Source organism: Bradyrhizobium sp. 17, from assembly GCF_023073515.1.
Lineage (GTDB): Bacteria > Pseudomonadota > Alphaproteobacteria > Rhizobiales > Xanthobacteraceae > Bradyrhizobium > Bradyrhizobium canariense_D.
On the sequence record NZ_JADPJQ010000109.1, the window covers coordinates 87,418 to 104,744 of the forward strand.

20 protein-coding genes are annotated in these 17,327 nt (G+C 60.4%); 16 read left to right on the forward strand and 4 right to left on the reverse strand.

What is annotated here, in order from left to right:
- Position 1: 1 nt before the first annotated feature.
- Positions 2-1,189: a CaiB/BaiF CoA-transferase family protein gene (locus IVB13_RS22480; RefSeq protein WP_247490604.1), complete on the forward strand. Its 1,188-nt coding sequence runs from the start codon at positions 2-4 to the stop codon at positions 1,187-1,189.
- Between the two features lie 102 nt (positions 1,190-1,291).
- Positions 1,292-2,527, forward strand: a complete 1,236-nt coding sequence (locus IVB13_RS22485; protein ID WP_247490607.1) for a cytochrome P450 — start codon at positions 1,292-1,294, stop codon at positions 2,525-2,527.
- Positions 2,528-2,557: 30 nt separating this feature from the next.
- On the opposite strand, the gene IVB13_RS22490 is transcribed toward IVB13_RS22485, so the two are convergent.
- On the reverse strand, positions 2,558-3,124 hold the full coding sequence (locus IVB13_RS22490) for a MarR family winged helix-turn-helix transcriptional regulator (protein ID WP_247490609.1): 567 nt from the start codon (positions 3,122-3,124) through the stop codon (positions 2,558-2,560).
- Positions 3,125-3,262: 138 nt separating this feature from the next.
- Here IVB13_RS22490 and IVB13_RS22495 point away from each other — a divergent pair, with 138 nt between their 5' ends.
- The 9 genes from IVB13_RS22495 to IVB13_RS22535 all read left to right on the forward strand — a co-directional run bounded on the left by IVB13_RS22495 (position 3,263) and on the right by IVB13_RS22535 (position 12,806).
- On the forward strand, positions 3,263-3,574 hold the full coding sequence (locus IVB13_RS22495) for a hypothetical protein (protein WP_247490611.1): 312 nt from the start codon (positions 3,263-3,265) through the stop codon (positions 3,572-3,574).
- A gap of 39 nt (positions 3,575-3,613) precedes the next feature.
- Positions 3,614-4,933 (forward strand): Rieske 2Fe-2S domain-containing protein, encoded by a 1,320-nt coding sequence (locus tag IVB13_RS22500; RefSeq protein WP_247490613.1) that lies wholly within the window; start codon positions 3,614-3,616, stop codon positions 4,931-4,933.
- A 3-nt stretch (positions 4,934-4,936) separates the two neighbouring features.
- Positions 4,937-5,950, forward strand: coding sequence for a PDR/VanB family oxidoreductase (locus IVB13_RS22505; protein ID WP_247490615.1), 1,014 nt, complete (start codon positions 4,937-4,939; stop codon positions 5,948-5,950).
- Between the two features lie 34 nt (positions 5,951-5,984).
- The gene (locus IVB13_RS22510; protein WP_247490617.1) at positions 5,985-7,208 is read left to right on the forward strand and encodes an ABC transporter substrate-binding protein; all 1,224 of its coding nucleotides are present in this window, start codon (positions 5,985-5,987) and stop codon (positions 7,206-7,208) included.
- Between the two features lie 68 nt (positions 7,209-7,276).
- Entirely contained in the window at positions 7,277-8,569 is a 1,293-nt protein-coding gene (locus IVB13_RS22515) for a CoA transferase (RefSeq protein WP_247490619.1), read from the forward strand.
- Positions 8,566-9,762 carry an acetyl-CoA acetyltransferase gene (locus tag IVB13_RS22520; RefSeq protein WP_247490621.1) on the forward strand — a complete coding sequence of 399 codons (1,197 nt, stop codon included), beginning with the start codon at positions 8,566-8,568 and terminating at the stop codon, positions 9,760-9,762. The genes IVB13_RS22515 and IVB13_RS22520 overlap by 4 nt, the downstream gene beginning before the upstream one ends.
- Positions 9,759-10,241 (forward strand): zinc ribbon domain-containing protein, encoded by a 483-nt coding sequence (locus tag IVB13_RS22525; RefSeq protein WP_247490623.1) that lies wholly within the window; start codon positions 9,759-9,761, stop codon positions 10,239-10,241. The genes IVB13_RS22520 and IVB13_RS22525 overlap by 4 nt, the downstream gene beginning before the upstream one ends.
- Positions 10,242-11,437: 1,196 nt before the next feature.
- The gene (locus IVB13_RS22530; RefSeq protein ID WP_247490625.1) at positions 11,438-12,349 is read left to right on the forward strand and encodes a recombinase family protein; all 912 of its coding nucleotides are present in this window, start codon (positions 11,438-11,440) and stop codon (positions 12,347-12,349) included.
- A complete protein-coding gene (locus IVB13_RS22535; RefSeq protein WP_247490627.1) occupies positions 12,309-12,806 on the forward strand; it encodes a hypothetical protein in 498 nt (165 codons plus the stop codon). Before IVB13_RS22530 ends, IVB13_RS22535 begins: the two co-directional genes overlap by 41 nt.
- A 59-nt stretch (positions 12,807-12,865) precedes the next feature.
- Here the strand turns inward: IVB13_RS22535 and IVB13_RS22540 are convergent, their stop codons facing one another.
- Entirely contained in the window at positions 12,866-13,090 is a 225-nt protein-coding gene (locus tag IVB13_RS22540; RefSeq protein ID WP_247384962.1) for a hypothetical protein, read from the reverse strand.
- A 403-nt stretch (positions 13,091-13,493) separates the two neighbouring features.
- Positions 13,494-13,727 carry a hypothetical protein gene (locus IVB13_RS22545; protein WP_247441463.1) on the reverse strand — a complete coding sequence of 78 codons (234 nt, stop codon included), beginning with the start codon at positions 13,725-13,727 and terminating at the stop codon, positions 13,494-13,496.
- Between the two features lie 101 nt (positions 13,728-13,828).
- Between IVB13_RS22545 and IVB13_RS22550 the strand changes: the two genes are divergently transcribed.
- The 3 genes from IVB13_RS22550 to IVB13_RS22560 all read left to right on the forward strand — a co-directional run bounded on the left by IVB13_RS22550 (position 13,829) and on the right by IVB13_RS22560 (position 15,537).
- Positions 13,829-14,464, forward strand: coding sequence for a virulence-associated E family protein (locus tag IVB13_RS22550; RefSeq protein WP_247490630.1), 636 nt, complete (start codon positions 13,829-13,831; stop codon positions 14,462-14,464).
- A gap of 8 nt (positions 14,465-14,472) precedes the next feature.
- Entirely contained in the window at positions 14,473-14,805 is a 333-nt protein-coding gene (locus IVB13_RS22555; protein WP_247490632.1) for a hypothetical protein, read from the forward strand.
- Between the two features lie 414 nt (positions 14,806-15,219).
- Positions 15,220-15,537, forward strand: a complete 318-nt coding sequence (locus tag IVB13_RS22560; protein WP_247441467.1) for a hypothetical protein — start codon at positions 15,220-15,222, stop codon at positions 15,535-15,537.
- Between the two features lie 108 nt (positions 15,538-15,645).
- Here IVB13_RS22560 and IVB13_RS22565 read toward each other — a convergent pair whose 3' ends face one another.
- Complete coding sequence (locus IVB13_RS22565; protein WP_247490634.1) at positions 15,646-15,945, reverse strand: hypothetical protein; 300 nt, start codon at positions 15,943-15,945, stop codon at positions 15,646-15,648.
- Positions 15,946-16,089: 144 nt separating this feature from the next.
- Here IVB13_RS22565 and IVB13_RS22570 point away from each other — a divergent pair, with 144 nt between their 5' ends.
- Together IVB13_RS22570 and IVB13_RS22575 are read left to right on the forward strand one after the other, a co-directional pair.
- Positions 16,090-16,329 (forward strand): hypothetical protein, encoded by a 240-nt coding sequence (locus tag IVB13_RS22570; protein ID WP_247441471.1) that lies wholly within the window; start codon positions 16,090-16,092, stop codon positions 16,327-16,329.
- Between the two features lie 469 nt (positions 16,330-16,798).
- Positions 16,799-17,269 carry a nuclear transport factor 2 family protein gene (locus IVB13_RS22575; RefSeq protein ID WP_247490636.1) on the forward strand — a complete coding sequence of 157 codons (471 nt, stop codon included), beginning with the start codon at positions 16,799-16,801 and terminating at the stop codon, positions 17,267-17,269.
- The last annotated feature ends 58 nt before the right edge of the window (positions 17,270-17,327 follow it).

Genomic DNA, 17,327 nt, shown 5'->3' on the forward strand with positions numbered 1-17,327 from the left:
CATGCAGGAGCAGCAAACCCCGACCGCGCCTCTCGCCGGCATGCGCGTGCTCGATTTTTCGATCATGCTGGCCGGCCCGTACTGCGCACGACTGCTCGCCGATGTAGGTGCCGAAGTGATCAAGATCGAGCCACCCGAAGGCGACGACATGCGGCTGCGGACACCGCTTCGCGATGGCCACAGCGCCTATTTCGGTCAGCTCAATGCGGGAAAGCGCAGCCTTGCCCTCGACTTGAAGAGCGCCGAGGCAATCAATCTGGTGCACCAGTTGGTGGCGGAAACCGACATCCTGGTCGAAAATTTCCGACCTGGCGTGATGGACCGCCTCGGCCTTGGCTATGAAGCGCTGCGCGCGATCAATCCGCGCCTGATCTATTGCTCGATCTCGGGCTACGGGCAGTCCGGTCCCGCCGCTGAACGCGCGGCCTATGCCATGATTGTTCATGCCGAGAGCGGCTTCGACCGGTCCCTGATGCGATATGCAGGAGACCGCGATCGGCCGGCGGCCGGCGCGATCTTTGTTGCCGACGTCCTGGGCGGCGTCTTCGGCTACTCAGCGATCCAGACGGCACTGGTTCACCGTGCGCGGACCGGGGTCGGGCAGCGGATCGATGTTGCGTTGATGGACTGCATGCTCAATCTGCTCGTCTACGAATTGCAGGAAGCGCAATTCCCGATCAGCGCCCCGCGCGCGGCCTATGGTCCGGTGCGTGCCCTCGACGGTGACGTTCTGATCGCTCCGATCACGCCGCGCAACTTTGCCGCGCTCTGCGAGGTGACGGAGCAGAGCGAGCTTGCCAATGATGCGCGATTCAAGTCTGTGCCAGGGCGGGGCGCAAACTGGACCGCGATGATGCAGGTCATCGAGAAGTGGACGGAGCGGCATACGGTGCGCGAATGCATGGCCGCGCTCGACCAGGCCGGCGTTCCCAGCGCCGAGTACCGAGATCCCAGTGCAGCATTGACCGATCCGCACCTGTTGCAGCGCGGGGCTTTCACCAAGGTCGCGGACGGAGCGGGAGAATTCATGGGCGTCAATGCTCCCTGGAAGATGTCGGGCGCGTCGACATCCATGCAGCGCGACATTCCCGCAATCGGCGCGCATCGCGATGAGGTGTTGTCGCGGGTTCTCGGCCTTTCCGGCGAAGCGATCTCTCGCCTCGCAGAGGCGGGAGCGTTCGGAGGGTGACCGTCCTCATAGCGGCGCCAAGGGGCGCAGCGATGTGGTCTACCGATAAATGTGAGAGATGGAAGTGCGGCACAAATCATAAAATAGTGGGGAGACGCAGGTATGCTCGATATCGCATTGGACAATGCAATCGCCGATCATAAGACCTACGGTAACGTCGACCTTCAGCATCGCCTCTTTGCGGGCTTGCGCCGCGATGATCCGGTCCATTGGACAGAGCCCGACGGCTACCGTCCATTCTGGACGATCACCAAATACGCCGACATCGTCGAGATCGAGCGTCAGGCCGATCGGTTCATCAACGCGCCGCGGACGAAGCTCCTGAGCACAGAGTTCGAGAGCAAGGTGCGGGAAGCCATGAATGGCAAACCCATGCTGGTTCGGGCCTTGCCGCAGATGGATAATCCGGATCACGCCAAGTATCAGAAGTTGACCCACGCCTGGTTCCAGCCGCGCCACATCCGGACCCTGGCAGAGCGCATGGAAGCCCTGGCAAAGGAGAGTATCGATCGCCTTCTTGCGATGGGTGACGAATGCGATTTCTACGGTGAGATTGCGATCTACTATCCGCTGCGCGTCCTGATGACGATTCTTGGACTGCCACGCAGTGACGAGCAACGCCTCCTGAAGATCACTCAGGCCTATTTCGGTGGCGGTGATCCCGAGATGCAGAAGGGAACGGACCTGATCGATGCAACGACCGCCTATGTCGAGTACTTCAAGGACGTCGTGAGGGAGAGGCGGCAAAACCCGAAGGACGACGTAGCAACCGTCATTGCGACGTCGGAAATTGACGGTCGGCCGATCGAGGATTTTGAGGCCTATTCATACTATGTCGCACTTGCCAGCGCCGGGCACGACACAACGAGCGCGACGATTGCCGGCGGCCTGCTCGCACTGATCGAGAATCCGGATTGCATGGCGCGCCTCCAGCACCATCACGATGTGCTGCCCGATGCCGCGGAAGAAATGGTGCGCTGGGTATCGCCGGTCAAGCATTTCTTCCGGACGGCGGCGGTAGACTACGAAATTCGTGGCAAGACGATCAGGGCCGGCGACAGCCTCTTCATCAGCTACCCGTCCGGCAATCGCGACGAAGAAGCCTTCGATCGTCCGTTCGAATTCATTTTGGAGCGCTCGCCCAACCGTCATCTCGGCTTTGGCTTTGGCATTCATGCCTGTATCGGCAGGCACCTGGCCAAGGCTGAAGTCGTGGCGTTCTTTCGTGAATTGCTCAGACGGGTCGACCGGATCGAACTTGCGGGCAAGCCAGCCTGGACAGAAACGTCCTTCCTCGGCGGCGTGAAGCGTCTGCCGGTGCGGTATCGCGCGCGGTAGGCGAAACGTTCTAACGCTGGCGCGCCTTCGTCAATCGTCTGAGGAGGAAGGTCCGGCCCGTGAGGTCTTTGTGATCGCCAGCATGCATTTGAGGAAATGCGCGCGATCCTCTCTGTTCAGGGGCGCCAGCATGGTGTTTTGCAACTCTGCTGCGGCCGGGACGACGGCCAGAAGGGCTTCCTCGCCCTTCGCTGTGATCTGGACCTGTATCGACCGGCGGTCCTCCGAATTGTTTCTTTTGGAGATCAGCTTCCGCGCTGTCATTCGCTTGAGCATCTCGCTGAGCGTATTTCGGTCGCAGCTGATGCGGTCTGCAAGAGCGGAGGGGGTGAGGGGCCCGTTCTGATAAAGTGCGATGAGCACGCCGAACTGTCGAGGGGTGAGATCGCTCTGACCGGTCAGGTCCTGGTAGAGCACGTCATAGCGTGCCTCGAGCAATCGGAGGAGAAATCCGATACCGCCCTCCAGCCGCCAGTTGCGCGCAATATCTGCCGCGCTCGTTTTCGTTGCCTTGTCGGCCGACATGCCGTCGTTGACCCGATTGATCGCCTTGAAATCACATAGATAGCCGTTAGCAGCTTGACCGATCGCTCTCAACCCCGGGGCTGAAGCGACAAGCGGGGTCCTCGGAATCTTCGACCCCGCTCCCGATGCCTATTGCAAGCCATTCAGCAAAGTAGTACGTATACGTAATAAGAGACGATGTAACGAAATGACGTCGCAAGGGAGGGTTGTTTGGATCTGCGCGATCTCCTGTCGATTCCCTACCTTCTCGAAGCTGAGGCCGTCGAAACCGCGCCCGGGCAATGGCTCGTGCGGGTCGCCTATCCGGAACTGCCGGGCTGCACGGCGGAAGCTTCCGTCGTCGAAGACGCGCTGAGCGAGTTGGAGCGGCGCCGGATCGAAATGATCGTGAGCCTGGTGCAGGCGGGCCGGGAGCCTCCGGTCCCTCGGAAGCCGCTCGCCGCAGCCGATCCGCTTTGGACCGCCCAGGATCTCGGATTGTCCGCTCGTGTCGCTGCGCTTTTGGGACGTCCAAATAAATAGGCGGCCCGGTGCGCGCCGCCAATTCGATGGAGGAAGGTCATGCTCTCGCGCGAAGACAATGAACGTCTGGTCAGGGTGGGAAAGGGCACGCCGCTCGGCGACCTCTTTCGGCTTTATTGGATACCCTTCCTGCCGTCGCAAGATCTCGTCAATGACGGGCAGCCGCAGCGCATCCGGCTGCTTGGAGAAGATCTGGTGGCGTTCAGAGATTCCGAGGGCCGCGTCGGGCTGGTCGACCAGGCGTGTCCGCACCGCGGTGCTCCGCTGATCTTCGGCAGAAACGAGGATTGCGGACTACGATGCGTTTATCACGGCTGGAAATTCGACGTGACGGGCGCCGTAACGGATATGCCGGCCGAGCCGGCTCGCAGCCGCCTCAAGGAGCGTGTTCGGATCAAGGCGTATCCCTGTAGTGAGCGTAACGGGATGATCTGGACCTATATGGGTCCGGACGAAGGCAATCTTCCGTCCTTGCCGAACGTCGAGTGGAATCTCGTTCCGCAGGAGCAGGTTCATATTTCCGTCCGCGTCCAGGAATGCAACTGGCTCCAGGCAGTCGAGGGCGAAATTGATTCCGCCCATGCGCCGTTGTTGCACGGCCGGCTGGATTCGCAGGGCACGACGAGTGCCTGGATTCAGAAGCGCGACCTGCGCCCGACCTTCGAGTGCATCAAGCAAGACTTCGGGATGAGCATCGCTGCGCGGCGCAACTATGATGCAAACACGCTGTACTGGCGTGTCAACCAGTTTCTGCTGCCGTTCTACACGCTCGTTCCGCCGTTGTCGCCGTTCCCGGATCTGAGCGGCCATGCCTGGGTGCCGATCGACGACGAGAACACACTCTGCATCATGTTCTCGTATCATCCCTCGGAGCCGCTGCTGCCGAAGACGCGTCAGATCTTCGCGGAAGGGCACAATGGCCGTGAGAGCGGACATGCCAGCCGCCACTCACTCGTCCAGCATCCGGTGACGGTCCCGTACGCGGGCTACTGGACGAAATACAATCCCCAGAATGGCTTCCAGTTCGACCATGAGGCGCAGCAAACGACCTGGTTCTCCGGCCTGCCGGGACTCTGGGTCCAGGACGGCGCCTGCCAAAGCGGCGTGTCACCGATCTTCGATCGAACCAGGGAGAACCTCTGCTCGAGCGACACCGGAATCGCGATGACGCGGCGATTCATCCTGGAGGCGCTCGGTGCCTATCGCGACCACGGAACGAAGCCGAAAGGCGTGACCGATCCCGACGTCTTCATGGTGCGAGCGGTATCGCTGCGGCTACCGCCGGAGGACTCCTGGGTCGATGCCGGCGCACCGTTCATGCGCGCCGAGCTGGGCGCCGATTTCGGGTACGAATTGTGAGCGATGCAAACCACCCAAGATGCGTTCGCTGGTCTCGATGCGGAGGCCTGCTCGATGGCTGAGGGCGTGATCGAGGTCCTGGTCAAGCGCATCTGTTATGAGGCTGAAAACGTCAACTCCTACGAATTGACGTCTCCGGCGGGCGACGATCTCATCCCCTTCGCAGCCGGTTGCCATATCGATCTCCATCTGTCGAACGGCATCATCCGCAGCTATTCGCTGGTGAACGATCAGCGCGAGCGGCATCGCTATGTCATCGCGGTCAACAAGGATCAGGCCAGCACGGGCGGCTCGCGCTTCGTCCACGACAATCTCAGGGCGGGCGACATCGTCACGGTGTCCCATCCGCGCAACTACTTTGCGCTTGATGAAGAGGCCGAACACTCGGTCCTGATTGCCGGCGGGATCGGGATCACGCCCCTATTGTCGATGGTCCGTCGTCTGGAGGCCCTGGGACGCTCCTGGGAGCTTTTCTATGCCGCCAGGACGCGTCGCGCCGCGGCATTCCTCGACGACCTCAATGGGCTTGGATCGAACGGGCCGGCGAAGGTGCGTGTCGACCTTGACGATGAGCGGTCCGGGCGAATGTTCGATCTTCCCGCACTCGTCAGAAATGCGCCGGCGCGGGCTCACCTCTATTGTTGCGGCCCGCTGCCGATGCTCGAAGCTTTCGAGGCGGCGACAGCGGATCGTCCTGCCGACCATGTGCACGTTGAATACTTCCAGGCCAGGAAAGCACCGGCGACCCAAGGCGGTTTCGAGGTCAAGCTCGCGCGGAGCAACAGGACCATCGAAGTCGGCGTGGGCAAGACCATTCTCGAAGCTCTGTTGGACGCTGGGATAGCCGCCAATTACGCCTGCACCGAGGGAGTCTGCGGCACCTGCGAGACGCGTGTGCTCGAAGGCACGCCCGACCATCGCGACCAGTTCCTGAGCAAAGAAGAGCAGGCGGCGAACAAGACCATGATGATCTGCTGCTCAGGTGCCAGATCACGCACGCTCCTCCTCGATCTTTGAAAGAGCAATTGACGTCGATAATGGGTGGAAAGTCATGAAAGTTCTTGCGTACATTTTCGGAGCCTCCGTCCTCGCCATCACTGCGTACTCGTCTGCGCAGGCAGATGCGGGGCGTACGATGAGGATCGGTATCCTCAACGACGCGTCAGGTCCCTATTCGGACAATGCGGGCGAGGGCTCGGTCACCGCGGCGAAGATGGCGGCTGAGGACTTCATGCAGCAGCATCCCAATTTCAAGGTCGAGATCATATCGGCGGATCACCAGAACAAGGCCGATGTCGGGGTAGCAATTGCGCGTCGATGGATCGATCAGGACAAGGTTGACGCTGTCGCCGACGTGCCGAACTCAGCGGTAGGCCTCGCCGTCAACGAGGTCGTTCGCGGCAGCAAGGCGGCGTTGATCGCATCCAGCGCAGCCTCATCCGACCTCACCGGAAAGTACTGTTCACCCAACACGATCCAATGGACCTTCGACACCTGGGCGGCGTCGCACACGATCGGCAACTATCTCGTCCATCATGGCGGCAAGAAGTGGTATTTCATCGCGACCGACAATGCGCTTGGAAAGTCCATGGTGCGCGATGGGACGTCGGTGATCAGCGCGGGTGGCGGCACTGTGCTCGGATCCGTCAATGTGCCTATCAACAACGCCGATTACGCCTCCTTCATCCTGCAGGCGGACGCTTCGGGTGCCGACGTGATCGCGTTCGCGACCGCGGGTGGCGACACTGTCAACCTGATCAAGCAATCATCGGAGTTCGGGCTGAAGCAGAGCGGAAAGACCTTTGCAGCGCTGTTGACGACGACCAATGATGTCGAGGCGAGCGGCCTCGCCGTCGGGCAGGGGCTCATTATCACTCAACCGTTCTATTGGGACCTGAACGATGCGAGCCGAGCCTGGTCGGCGAGGTTTAGCGCGCGCCAACATGGACAGTTGCCAACCGCGTTCCACGCCGGGGTCTATTCGTCGGTGCTTGCCTATCTGAATGCGGCGCTGGCAGCGGGGACTAACGACGCGCAGGCGGTCATCCGAAAGATGAAGGAGGCACCGATCGATGACGAGCTGTTCGGACTGGTCGTCGTGCGCGCAGACGGCCGTGCCATCCACAATATGTACATCCTGAAGGTGAAGGACGCCAAAGCGTCGAAGGCCAAGTGGGATCTTCTGGAGAACGTCGGGGTCCTGAGCGGCCTGGAGGCATTTCGGCCGATCAGTCAGGGCGGCTGCGCGATGATTGAGCAATCGAAAGGCAACTGACGACCGGCGCTGCCGGCCTGCCGTGATCGAACTTCATCGTCTGACGACAAAATCACTGGATAAGCATAATGTTGGACAACATCGAAGTGGACTTTCCCGAGCATACGCCGCGCCCATCTCATGCGCCGAAAGCGCTTGAGGGGATACGGGTCGTCGATTTCTCCCACTTCATCGCCGGGCCCTTTGCGACGATGATCCTGGCGGACATGGGTGCCGAGGTCATCAAGATCGAAGCGCCCGGTCGCGGTGACGATCTTCGCCGCTATCCGCCCGTGCATCCGGAGCTCAAGCACGGCGCGCCGTTCGTCTGGACCAACCGCAACAAGCAGAGCGTTGCCCTTGACCTCAAGTCGCCGGAGGGCGTTGCGATTGCGCGCGAATTGGTCGCAACTGCGGACGTCGTCGTCGAGAACTTCTCGACCGGCGTCATGGAGCGGTTCGGGCTGGACTATGAGGCCTGCCGCAAGATCAGGCCCAAGATCATCTATTGCTCGGTGTCGGCCTATGGACGAGAGGGGACATTTGCGGACCGGCTCGGTTTCGACCCGATCGCGCAGGTCGAGAGTGGCTTCGTATCCATGAACGGCTATGCCGATCGCGAGGGGGTGCGGGCGCTATCGCCTGTCATGGATATCAGCACGGCAATGATGGCCTGCAATGCGATCCTCGGCGCCCTCGTCGCCCGCGAGCGGAGCGGCATGGGACAGGCTGTCGAGGTATCGCTGTTCGACAATGCTGTGCTGATGACCGGGTATGCCACAATGCAGCATTTGTTCAGCGGCGCGAATCCGCAGCGCCACGGTAACACGAGCCCGGATACCTGCCCATCGGGTGTATTTCAGGCGCAGGATTGCTCCTTCTATATCAATTGCGGCAATGACAAGATCTTTCAGCGCCTGATGTCGCAAGTGATCGATCGGGCCGATCTCGCCGTGGCCGAGATCTACGCGACGGGGCCCGATCGCATCCAGCGACGGGATGAGCTGTTTGCGATCCTTGGCGGTGCATTTGCGCAGCAACCCTGGCCTCACTGGCAATCGCGGATGCGGGCTGCCGGCGTCCCCTGCGGACAGGTGCGGACCGTCGGGGAGGCGATCCGGTCAGCCGAGGCGCGCGAGCGCGGCCTCGTCACCCGAATTCCGCACGACACTCTGGGCTGGGTTCCGAACGTCAACCTGCCGATCCGGTATTCACGCACGCCGATCGTCGATCCCGTTGCGGCACCCGCGGTCGGACAGCACACCGAAAGCGTGTTGAGCGAGCTGCTGGGCTATGACGACGCGCGCCTCGCACGGCTGACGGAGGCGGGAGCGTTCGGTGCCGATGCGGCAAGACCGCCACGGCAGGACGGCAAGCCATGATGGTGCGGGCGCAAGCCCAACGAACGCTCAGGGGCCGCGTCGCCGTCATCGGGATCGGCGAGACGGACTATCATCGCCATGGGGCATCGCCGGATCCGGAGTTCAAGCTGGCTCTGAAGGCGATCCTGGCGGCCTGCGCGGATGCAGGGCTCGATCCGCGCGAGATCGACGGATTTGCCTCCTACAGCGACGAGCGAAGCGATGCATCACGGCTGGCCGCAGCGCTGGGTACGCGAAAGCTTCGTGCGACGACCATGCAATGGGGCGGAGGAGGCGGCGGCTGCTGCGCAGCTATTGCCAATGCCGCCGCGTCCATCATGGCCGGTCTCGCAGATTGCGTCGTCGTGTTTCGCTCGCTCGCGCAAGGCCAGTACGGCCGATTCGGGCAGACCACCGGCATCGACACGATCTCCGGCGAGAAAGCGTACCTGATGCCGTATGGCGTGCTGGCGCCTCCACAGCGCTTTGCCATGCGCGTGCGCCGCTACATGCACGAGCATGGCGTGCGGCAGGACGCGCTGCGGGCAATTGCGCTGGCATCCTACCATCATGCGCAGGCCAATCCGCGTGCAGTTATGTATGGCAAGCCGTTGGACGCGGCCAAATATGACGCGTCGCGCTGGATCGCCGAGCCGTTCCATCTCTACGACTGCTGCATGGAAAACGACGGCGCCGCCGCGCTCGTGCTCGTACCTGGGGAGCGAGCCCGAGAATTCCGAAGCAAGCCGGTCTACGTGCTCGGTGCGGCGGTCGGTTCCGGATATCGGACGGGAGCGATGCCCCACAATTCTCCGCTCTATGCCAGCGCGAGTTTCGACACGGTTGCGCCTGACCTCTACCGGATGGCGGGCCTTGGTCCATTCGATGTCGGCGTGGTTCAATGCTACGAAAACTTCACGGGCGGTGTGGTGATGGCTCTGGCAGAGCATGGCTTCTTCAAGCCGGAGGAAGCCAATGACTTTCTGACCGTCGAAAACCTGACGGCGCCGTCTGGACGCCTGCCGCTCAATACTAGCGGAGGGAATCTGGCCGAATGCTACATGCACGGCTTCGAGCTCGTGCTGGAGGCCGTGCGCCAGGTGCGCGGCACGTCTACGAGCCCGGTGCAAAGGAATGACGTGGCGATGGTCATTGGAGGTCCGATGGTGACGCCCGTCAGCGACCTGCTTCTTGGCTCGGAGGCGACGTTATGACTGCTGATGCAAGCTCGACGTATCTTCCTTCGGGCCTGCCAATTCCCGTGCCCGAGGCCGATGGCCTGTCAGCGCCTTACTGGGAAGGAATGCGTCAGGGCCGGCTTCTGGTGCAGCGATGCAGCCATTGTGATACCTGGCAGTTTGGACCCGAGTGGATCTGTCATCGCTGTCATGCCTTTGATCCGGATTGGACTGAAGTCGAGCCGCGCGGCCGGATCTTCAGCTGGGAGCGGGTCTGGCATCCCTCGCATGCGGCGCTCCGGCAACACGGTGCCTACCTCGCCATACTTGTCGAGATTCCGCGGGCCGGCGGCGTACGCATGGTGGGCAATCTGCTGGGCGATCCACTACAGAAGGTCGTGATTGGAGCCGATGTCGTCGGTGTGTTCGAACATCACCCGGAGTCCGATCCGGCGTATTCCCTTCTGCAATGGCGAGTGCAAGGACCACAGATAGTGTCTGACGTGCTGGAGTGAATAAGGAGGCAGTCAGCCTGAGGCCAGCAGCCGTCGACCTTGTTAATCGTCATTGTCGAGTAGGTCCGATGTGGATTTCCGTAACGAGGCGAGTGTCGAACGAGTATCGAATGAAACGTCCAACGTTGAAAATTGCCCGGAAACGTATCGCTTGCATAATTAGATGAAAGAATTTGGAGCGGATTTAACCAACGTCAAATGTCGACAAATAGCGAACGTCGATATCGGTGGTTGCGCCTCCGGGATTTGAACCTACGACGCACACTGGGCTGTCGAACTGGGCCAGTGCCCGCGTATTATTTCGTTGGAACCAGCCGCGCGACCAAACAACTGCTGCTCGTTCTCCCTGAGAACGCCGCAACGAAATCGCAACGAATTGGGTGAAACGACCGTGAACAAAACGGGACGGAAACGACTGCCACATCAAGAAATATCAATAACTTAAAAGATGCTCACTGCGTTCGGGACGCAAGGGCGTCAGTCAGATCGCAAATTAAACCGAATATCGGTATCGGTGGTTGAGCGATCCTACCCTTTTTGCGCACGTGCTATTGGAGCTGCATAGATCAGCCTGGCTGAGACACGGGGTTGGCATCTTGGCTATGGAGAGGCGAGCCAGTTTCGGAGCCCGGCCAATGTATGAAATCCATCGGCCGCGTAGCAGCGGATGTCGGGACGGAACGATCGCATCAATTCGGCCAGCGCCTGTCCCGGACCGAGGTCCAGCACCCTGGTGATCCAAATTCTGCCAAGGACTCCAGCGTCGCCGACCAGTCGACGAGGCGCGCGACCTGGCAGGCGAGCTTCACTGTCGCATCGCTTGCGGAGAAAATGCGCGCGCCGTCGCCTCCTGCGAGCAGAATCCGCTGGCGAGTGACCGGAACTCGCCTGCTGGCGTCGAGCGCCTAATCGGCAGGGCTGAGGTTTGTCCCCGCGTTCCGCGAGCGGTGCACAAGCCAACTTCCGGCGCCGGCGTGAGGCGCGCCCCAGTGCTCTGCAAGCTGTTCAGCATTGCTATGCCGAGCACGGAAGGTGTATTTGCACTCGCGGGTACCTCTGAAGTGGCAGGAGGGGTGCATGGGTAACTGGCTCGTTGTTCCCAAAGGGACAAGCTTGGCGAGACGGACCCGAGCGCGCCGCGCTGCGCAGTACGTTCGAATGTTGAGGGAGCTGCAGCGCTACTCGACCAGAACCAGATGGCGGCCATTGCAGCCTATGCTGAGGCGAACACGCTCACGATTGTGAGCACCTATCGCGACGAGGGCCGCAGCGGCCTCCGGATCAAGGGACGTCCTGGTCTCGTCGAACTGATCGAAGATGTTCAATCGGGCCGAGCCGACTTCGACCACATCCTCGTCTACGACGTCAGTCGCTGGGGCCGGTTCCAAGATGTCGACGAGAGTGCCTACTACGAATTCCTGTGCAAGCGGAGCGGTGTCCAGGTCGAATACTGCGCGGAGATCTTCAAGAACGACGGCACGTTTGTTTCCGGGATCGCGAAAAGCTTGAAGCGCGGCATGGCCGCCGAGTGGAGCCGGGAGCTCTCCGTCAAGGTGCACGCCGGACACTGCCGGGTCGCGAGCCTTGGATACCGCGTTGGCGCTCCCGTCGGCTACGGCCTCCGACGCTTGATGGTCGACGAAAGCGAGCATCCGAAGGCCCTTCTCTCAAAGGGACAATTCAAGGCTCTGCAATCGGATCGCGTTCGGCTGCAGCACGGCTCGGCCGAAGAGGCCGCCGTGATCCGGGAAATCTTCGATCAGTTCGTCAACTGCCGGAAATCCTACAGCGACATCAGTCGCCAACTGAACGACGCGGGCATCGCCAATCACAACGGTCGGCCCTGGACCGACGGCATGATACCCACCATTCTCGGGAACGAGAACTACATCGGCAAGACCGTCTACAATCGCACCTCAAGACGCTTGGGGCAGAAGCTGGTCAAGAATCCGGATAACGCTTGGGTCCGGGGGGGCTGCGGCGATCGAGCCTATTGTGGACGAAGGCATCTTCGCTCGCGCCCAGAAGCTGCTGGCCGCGCGCCGCGTGGAGATTCCGGAAGAAGAGATGCTGTCGCGCCTTCGTCTCACGCTCCGCCGGCGCGGTAAACTCAATTCGCACATCATCAATACGACGCTGGGTCTCAATCACGTCTCTTCGTACGTGACGCACTTCGGTTCGCTGCGGAAGGCCTATGCGCTGATCGGATATGTGTCGCCGCGCGACTGCGACTGGATCGATACCCGGGATTATTGGGCCGCCGAACAATCGAGGCATGCCACCGAACTCGCGGAAGCGCTGCGAACCGGCCTTGATCTCCAGGCTGATCTTGTTCCGGACGGCATAGGGCTTGATATCGGAGGCGCGCGTGATTTCGTTTCTCGTCGCGCGACGACTGGCGCATCGAGGAAAGGACCACGCTGCGCAATGGAAAGCCTACCGAAGGCAGATCTCATCGGGCCTACTTGCCGTGATGCGGTTGAATGCGGCGAATCGGGAGATCGAGGACTACGTGCTGTTGTCTTCCCCGTTGAGAGCAGGACGCTACCTCTGGCTCTCATCTGATTCCCTTCGTCGACATCGAGGCGTGCTTTACGCGGAAAAGGGTGCGTTGTTTGGAGCAATCACTGCAACGCTGGCAAAATCAACCATGCCGCCCCAAGTAGGTCAGCGCCGCTGAACAACCGATCGAAATAAGGCTGGCCCAAAGCCAAGGGCTTCGGCGGGCGGCGGCCACGGTGCGGAGATACAAAATCGCTCCGATGAGCGTGCCCGTAGTTCCTCCGGAAATCACCATTCAGCTTCGCAATTTTGAACAGTTCCGAGGAAGTGTCGACTTCATTTGCCATCGGGGCTGGCTCCTTCGTCTGCTAGGACCAGCGCCTTATGAACCACTGTTTTGCCCGACCGAGCAAGCAAAAATTTCGTGTTTTCAGAAGTTTCTTCGATGGTGCTGGAACTCTCGCGCCCGTTATCAACCCCGTTGGGCGCAACTGCCCCCGACCAGAAGTGCCGGCAAGGTCATAGCTTCAGCCCCTCGGAACAGCTCCCCTTGGCCAAGCACCAGCGGCATTGTCGCCATCCAGCCATTGGCGATATGCAGCATTCGTCGGTGCTGCTAACCGATAGGGCTCTTATGCCGGGGCCCGTAGCTCCCTCGTATGCGAGGGCCCACAAACTAAGCTTAGGCGGAGGATCGGAGGAAATATCGCAGATTTGCGCCGTGTGGGCAAAAGCGGTAGCGGTCTCCCGCTACCAACGTTCCCCCCGACATAGCCATGTTCGGAAAGAGGCCCGGATTGCCGCACAACGCGGCGGGCGGCCCTTGATGTCGATCCGAACGCTCCGGTCATCTTCTGCGTTGGCTTTGGTCCCGATTCCGCCCGGCCGGCTTGGGCTGGCATGCACGATGATCGCCGTCACCAGCTCGCGGATGGTCGCAAACTCGGTCGGCGTGCCGCGCTTGAACTCGTCGGCCAGTTCCACAACAGCGCGCTTGTAACGATCGAGCGCCTTGGGGTGCAGCGAGATGACGTTGTCGCTTTCCTTGGCGCTTTCGAGCCCGGCGATGACCTTGGCGCAACATGATGATCAGCGCCATCGCTCGCATTCTCGGCATCGGCGAGAAGGTCGATATGATGGTGATCCTCGAAGGCCCGCAGGGCCTGCTGAAATCGACCGCCGTCCGGACGCTGTTCTATCCGTGGTTCACCGACGACATCGAGCAATTCGGCAGTAAGGATGCCTCTATGCAATGTGCAGGTGTCTGGTGCATCGAGGTCGGCGAGCTGGACGCTATCAGTAAGACGGAGGCTTCGCGGATCAAATCGTTCATTTCGCGCTTCAATGATCGCTTCCGGCCGCCATACGGCAAGCGCATCATCGAACGTCCGCGCAGTTGCATCTTCATCGGAACCACCAACTGCAACGACTATCTGAAGGACTGGACCGGTGCCCGTCGGTTTCTGCCGGTGAGCGTGATCAAGATCGACATCGAAGGCTTGCAGCGTGATCGTGACATGCTGTGGGCCGAGGCCCGCATTCTCTATGAAGCGGGCGTGGCGTGGTGGTTCACGGACAGCGAGACCGGCAAGGCTGCCGCTGCAAAGGCTGAACTGGAGCAGGAAGGCCGCTTCCAGGCCGACCCGTGCGAGCCGCTGATTGCCAACTATCTCGAAAGCCGTCTGCATCAGCCTCCGGATTACCCCGCGTACCGGATTTGATTGAGCACGTGTTCAAGAACGCCATCGGCCTCGACGAGGTGAAGTGGGATCAGGCCGCCATGAACCGGGTCGCCCGCTGCATGAAACGGCTCGGCTGGAAGCGGAAGCAGCTCACGGTCGAGATCAAAGTGCAGGGCAAGCCGCAGGACAAGCGCGTGTGGTTCTATGTGCGACCGCCGACGAAGGACGAGCTGGTGCAGGACGCCCGCCAAAAGGAGATCGACGCACGCAAGAAGGCCGCCGAGACTGAGCCGGGCAGCAATATCACCACTCTCAAGCAGCTCGCACCAGCCGCCGCCGACGCAGTGGTGATGCAAGAAACCGCTGTGCCGCAGGCGTAATCACCACTGCACCAGTATCACCAGTAAATCTCTTAAGAGAGAGTACGAATAGCGCTTCTATAGGAGTTTAGGAGAAGGCCAAAAAGACCGGTGAAAGGTGGTGCAGTGGTGGCGATCGAAGCGCAGGTTTCGCCCCAGCGGCGAGCCGAGATCGAAGGCCTCGTCAAATCGCTGGCCCCAGTGATCGGCCCGATTTCGTCCTGGCAGCAATCACGCCGCTGAGAGAGCGGATCAAGGAACTCGAGTCGCGCCCGACACTGCGTTACTTGGGCATTGGGATGCATCGCGGACGTATCCGCCGGGTTCCTTCGTCACACATGCGGGCTCGATTTGGCATGCCGACGCGCAAAACACCGGCATTCGGCCGGGTGAAGGCGGAAATTTTTGGCGACTGGCTGTGAAGCGGGGCACAAAATGAAAGTACTGGATGAAGCAAACGCCGAGCTGTGCCGCCATCGCGATCTTGCGTTAACTGCCTATGCGCGCCGTCTGCTTGCTCGCGGTGCCGACATTGACGGAGAAGAGTTTCGTGCGGCCTTGCGCAAATACGCCGTCGAGCTGGAGGTGTGGCGCAGAAAAGCGATGGACCGCTTGCGGCAATTTTGTCGAGGCGATGACGGAGCGGCCGTCCGCCACGCTGCACTAACTGCCGATGATGCTCTAGCGCATCAAGGAGTTCGTAGCGCTGTTAGTCTGCTGTTTTGGGAAAAGCGGAAGTCGCGATGCGCGTAGTTCGACTTCCGAGTCTGGGCGTCGGGTAATCTCCGAGTTCGAAGGCAAAGCGGAAAACCATATGCTCGCGCCTTGGTGCACGCAGCACAACCAAACAGCAGGCGAACGCTAAAAGCCGTTCGCCGCGGCGCTGTCGCGGTCAGCTTCTTTTTGCCGAACAATCGCTAGGCCTTCGCTGCACGCAACAAATTCGCTGCTCCCGAGACGCATTCCAAACTTCTCGCAAAACGAACGATTCTCATCCGTTAATGCCTGCACAAGTTGCTGTTGTGCCGCCGCGCGCATGGCGGGAACAGCGATGAAGGCTGCATAGAGGCCACATGCTACCATCGCGGCAAGGACCAGTGAAAACGCGAGTGAACCTGGAGCACGATTTATGACTGGAGTACTGACGCTGTGTTGGGCCATCGCCGTTTCTCCTCTTAAATATCTGCTGAAAATATCTTTGACGCCCCGCAAATTCTAGACGCTCTTGGCCAGCCCCAACGTGAACCTGTTCACATTGCTGCGCAAGGAAAAACGAGCGTCGGTTTGAGAAGGACAAGCTTGTGGATGCCCTATGGCGATGTCGTGATCGCCCTGTCCACGGTGCTACTCACCAAGCGGACGCTCAATGGCCGCGAGATCGATCAGATCATCTGGGATGTTGAGACACGCAAGGCTTTGGCGATTGAGCAACAGCGCCGGGCAGACTGGCGCAAGGCCGAAGTGGACGCCGAGCGCTTTCGGGCGGAATGTAAGCAGCTCGACGCCGCGCGCTCGCCACATCTTGCCCAAAATCAAGTGGCGTAATCGGCGACATCAATGATCAGAAGACACGGCGGATGTACCCGAGCCTTATGAGCTTGAACGGCCCCGACGTGCAATACCGTCGGGGCCGCTCGATCTCGTTGACATCAACTAGCTGCTGAGCGCGTTCTCTTGCGTCCTGCTGTCGGCACACTGCAAATTGGCTGACGGCTCTTGGCGGACGTGATGAACAAGTAGGCCATCGCGCGTCGAGCAAGACACTTTCATTGCCACATGCGTCAACTTGCCTGTCTTTCCCGACCGCACTCCGCCGCATTCTCCAGGAATCCCCGCCCCCGTCCTCGATGATCAAGGTTGGCGCGTGCCAAGCCGTGCAAAACGGCATATACTCGTCAGCCGATAGTATTACAGCCTAATGAAAGAATGCCCCTCGGAACAAATGCAACGCGACGTCCTACGTCAGGAGGACGTCGCGATGCAATTGTGCATCACAATCAGAGGGGAAGTTGTTATGAAGCGACGTTCATTGCTCTTGGCATTGTGTTCTTCCGCCTTCATCTCTGCGCCGGCACTGGCCGATGCGGTCAAGCAGGAGGCCGAAAAATTAGCCGTCGCCTACACCGACTGCGTCGCCAAGAAAGACGCGGCCTGTGTCGCTGCGCTCTATACAAAGGACGGGGTCCAGATCAACCCGGGCGGCGTGTTTTCCGATCTCAAGACCGTATACGAAAACAACTTCAAGAACGGCACCGATCATATTGAGATCAGAGTCGGCAACATGTCGGTCATCAACAGCGATCTGGTCGTTGCCAACGGCGAGACCGACATCTTCGGTAAGGACCCTAAGAGCGGCGACGCCACGAAGGTCACGGTGTTCTGGGGCGCCATCGACATACGTGAAGGCGGCGCGTTTAAAATCCGCCAGTTGACCGTCGGCATGAAGCCGCCTCCGGCTAAGGAAGCCAGCGCGGAGAAGAAGTAGGACGTCATCATGTCGTAAGTCACCACGCGCCCATCCTCTTTGAGGGTGGGCGTTTGAT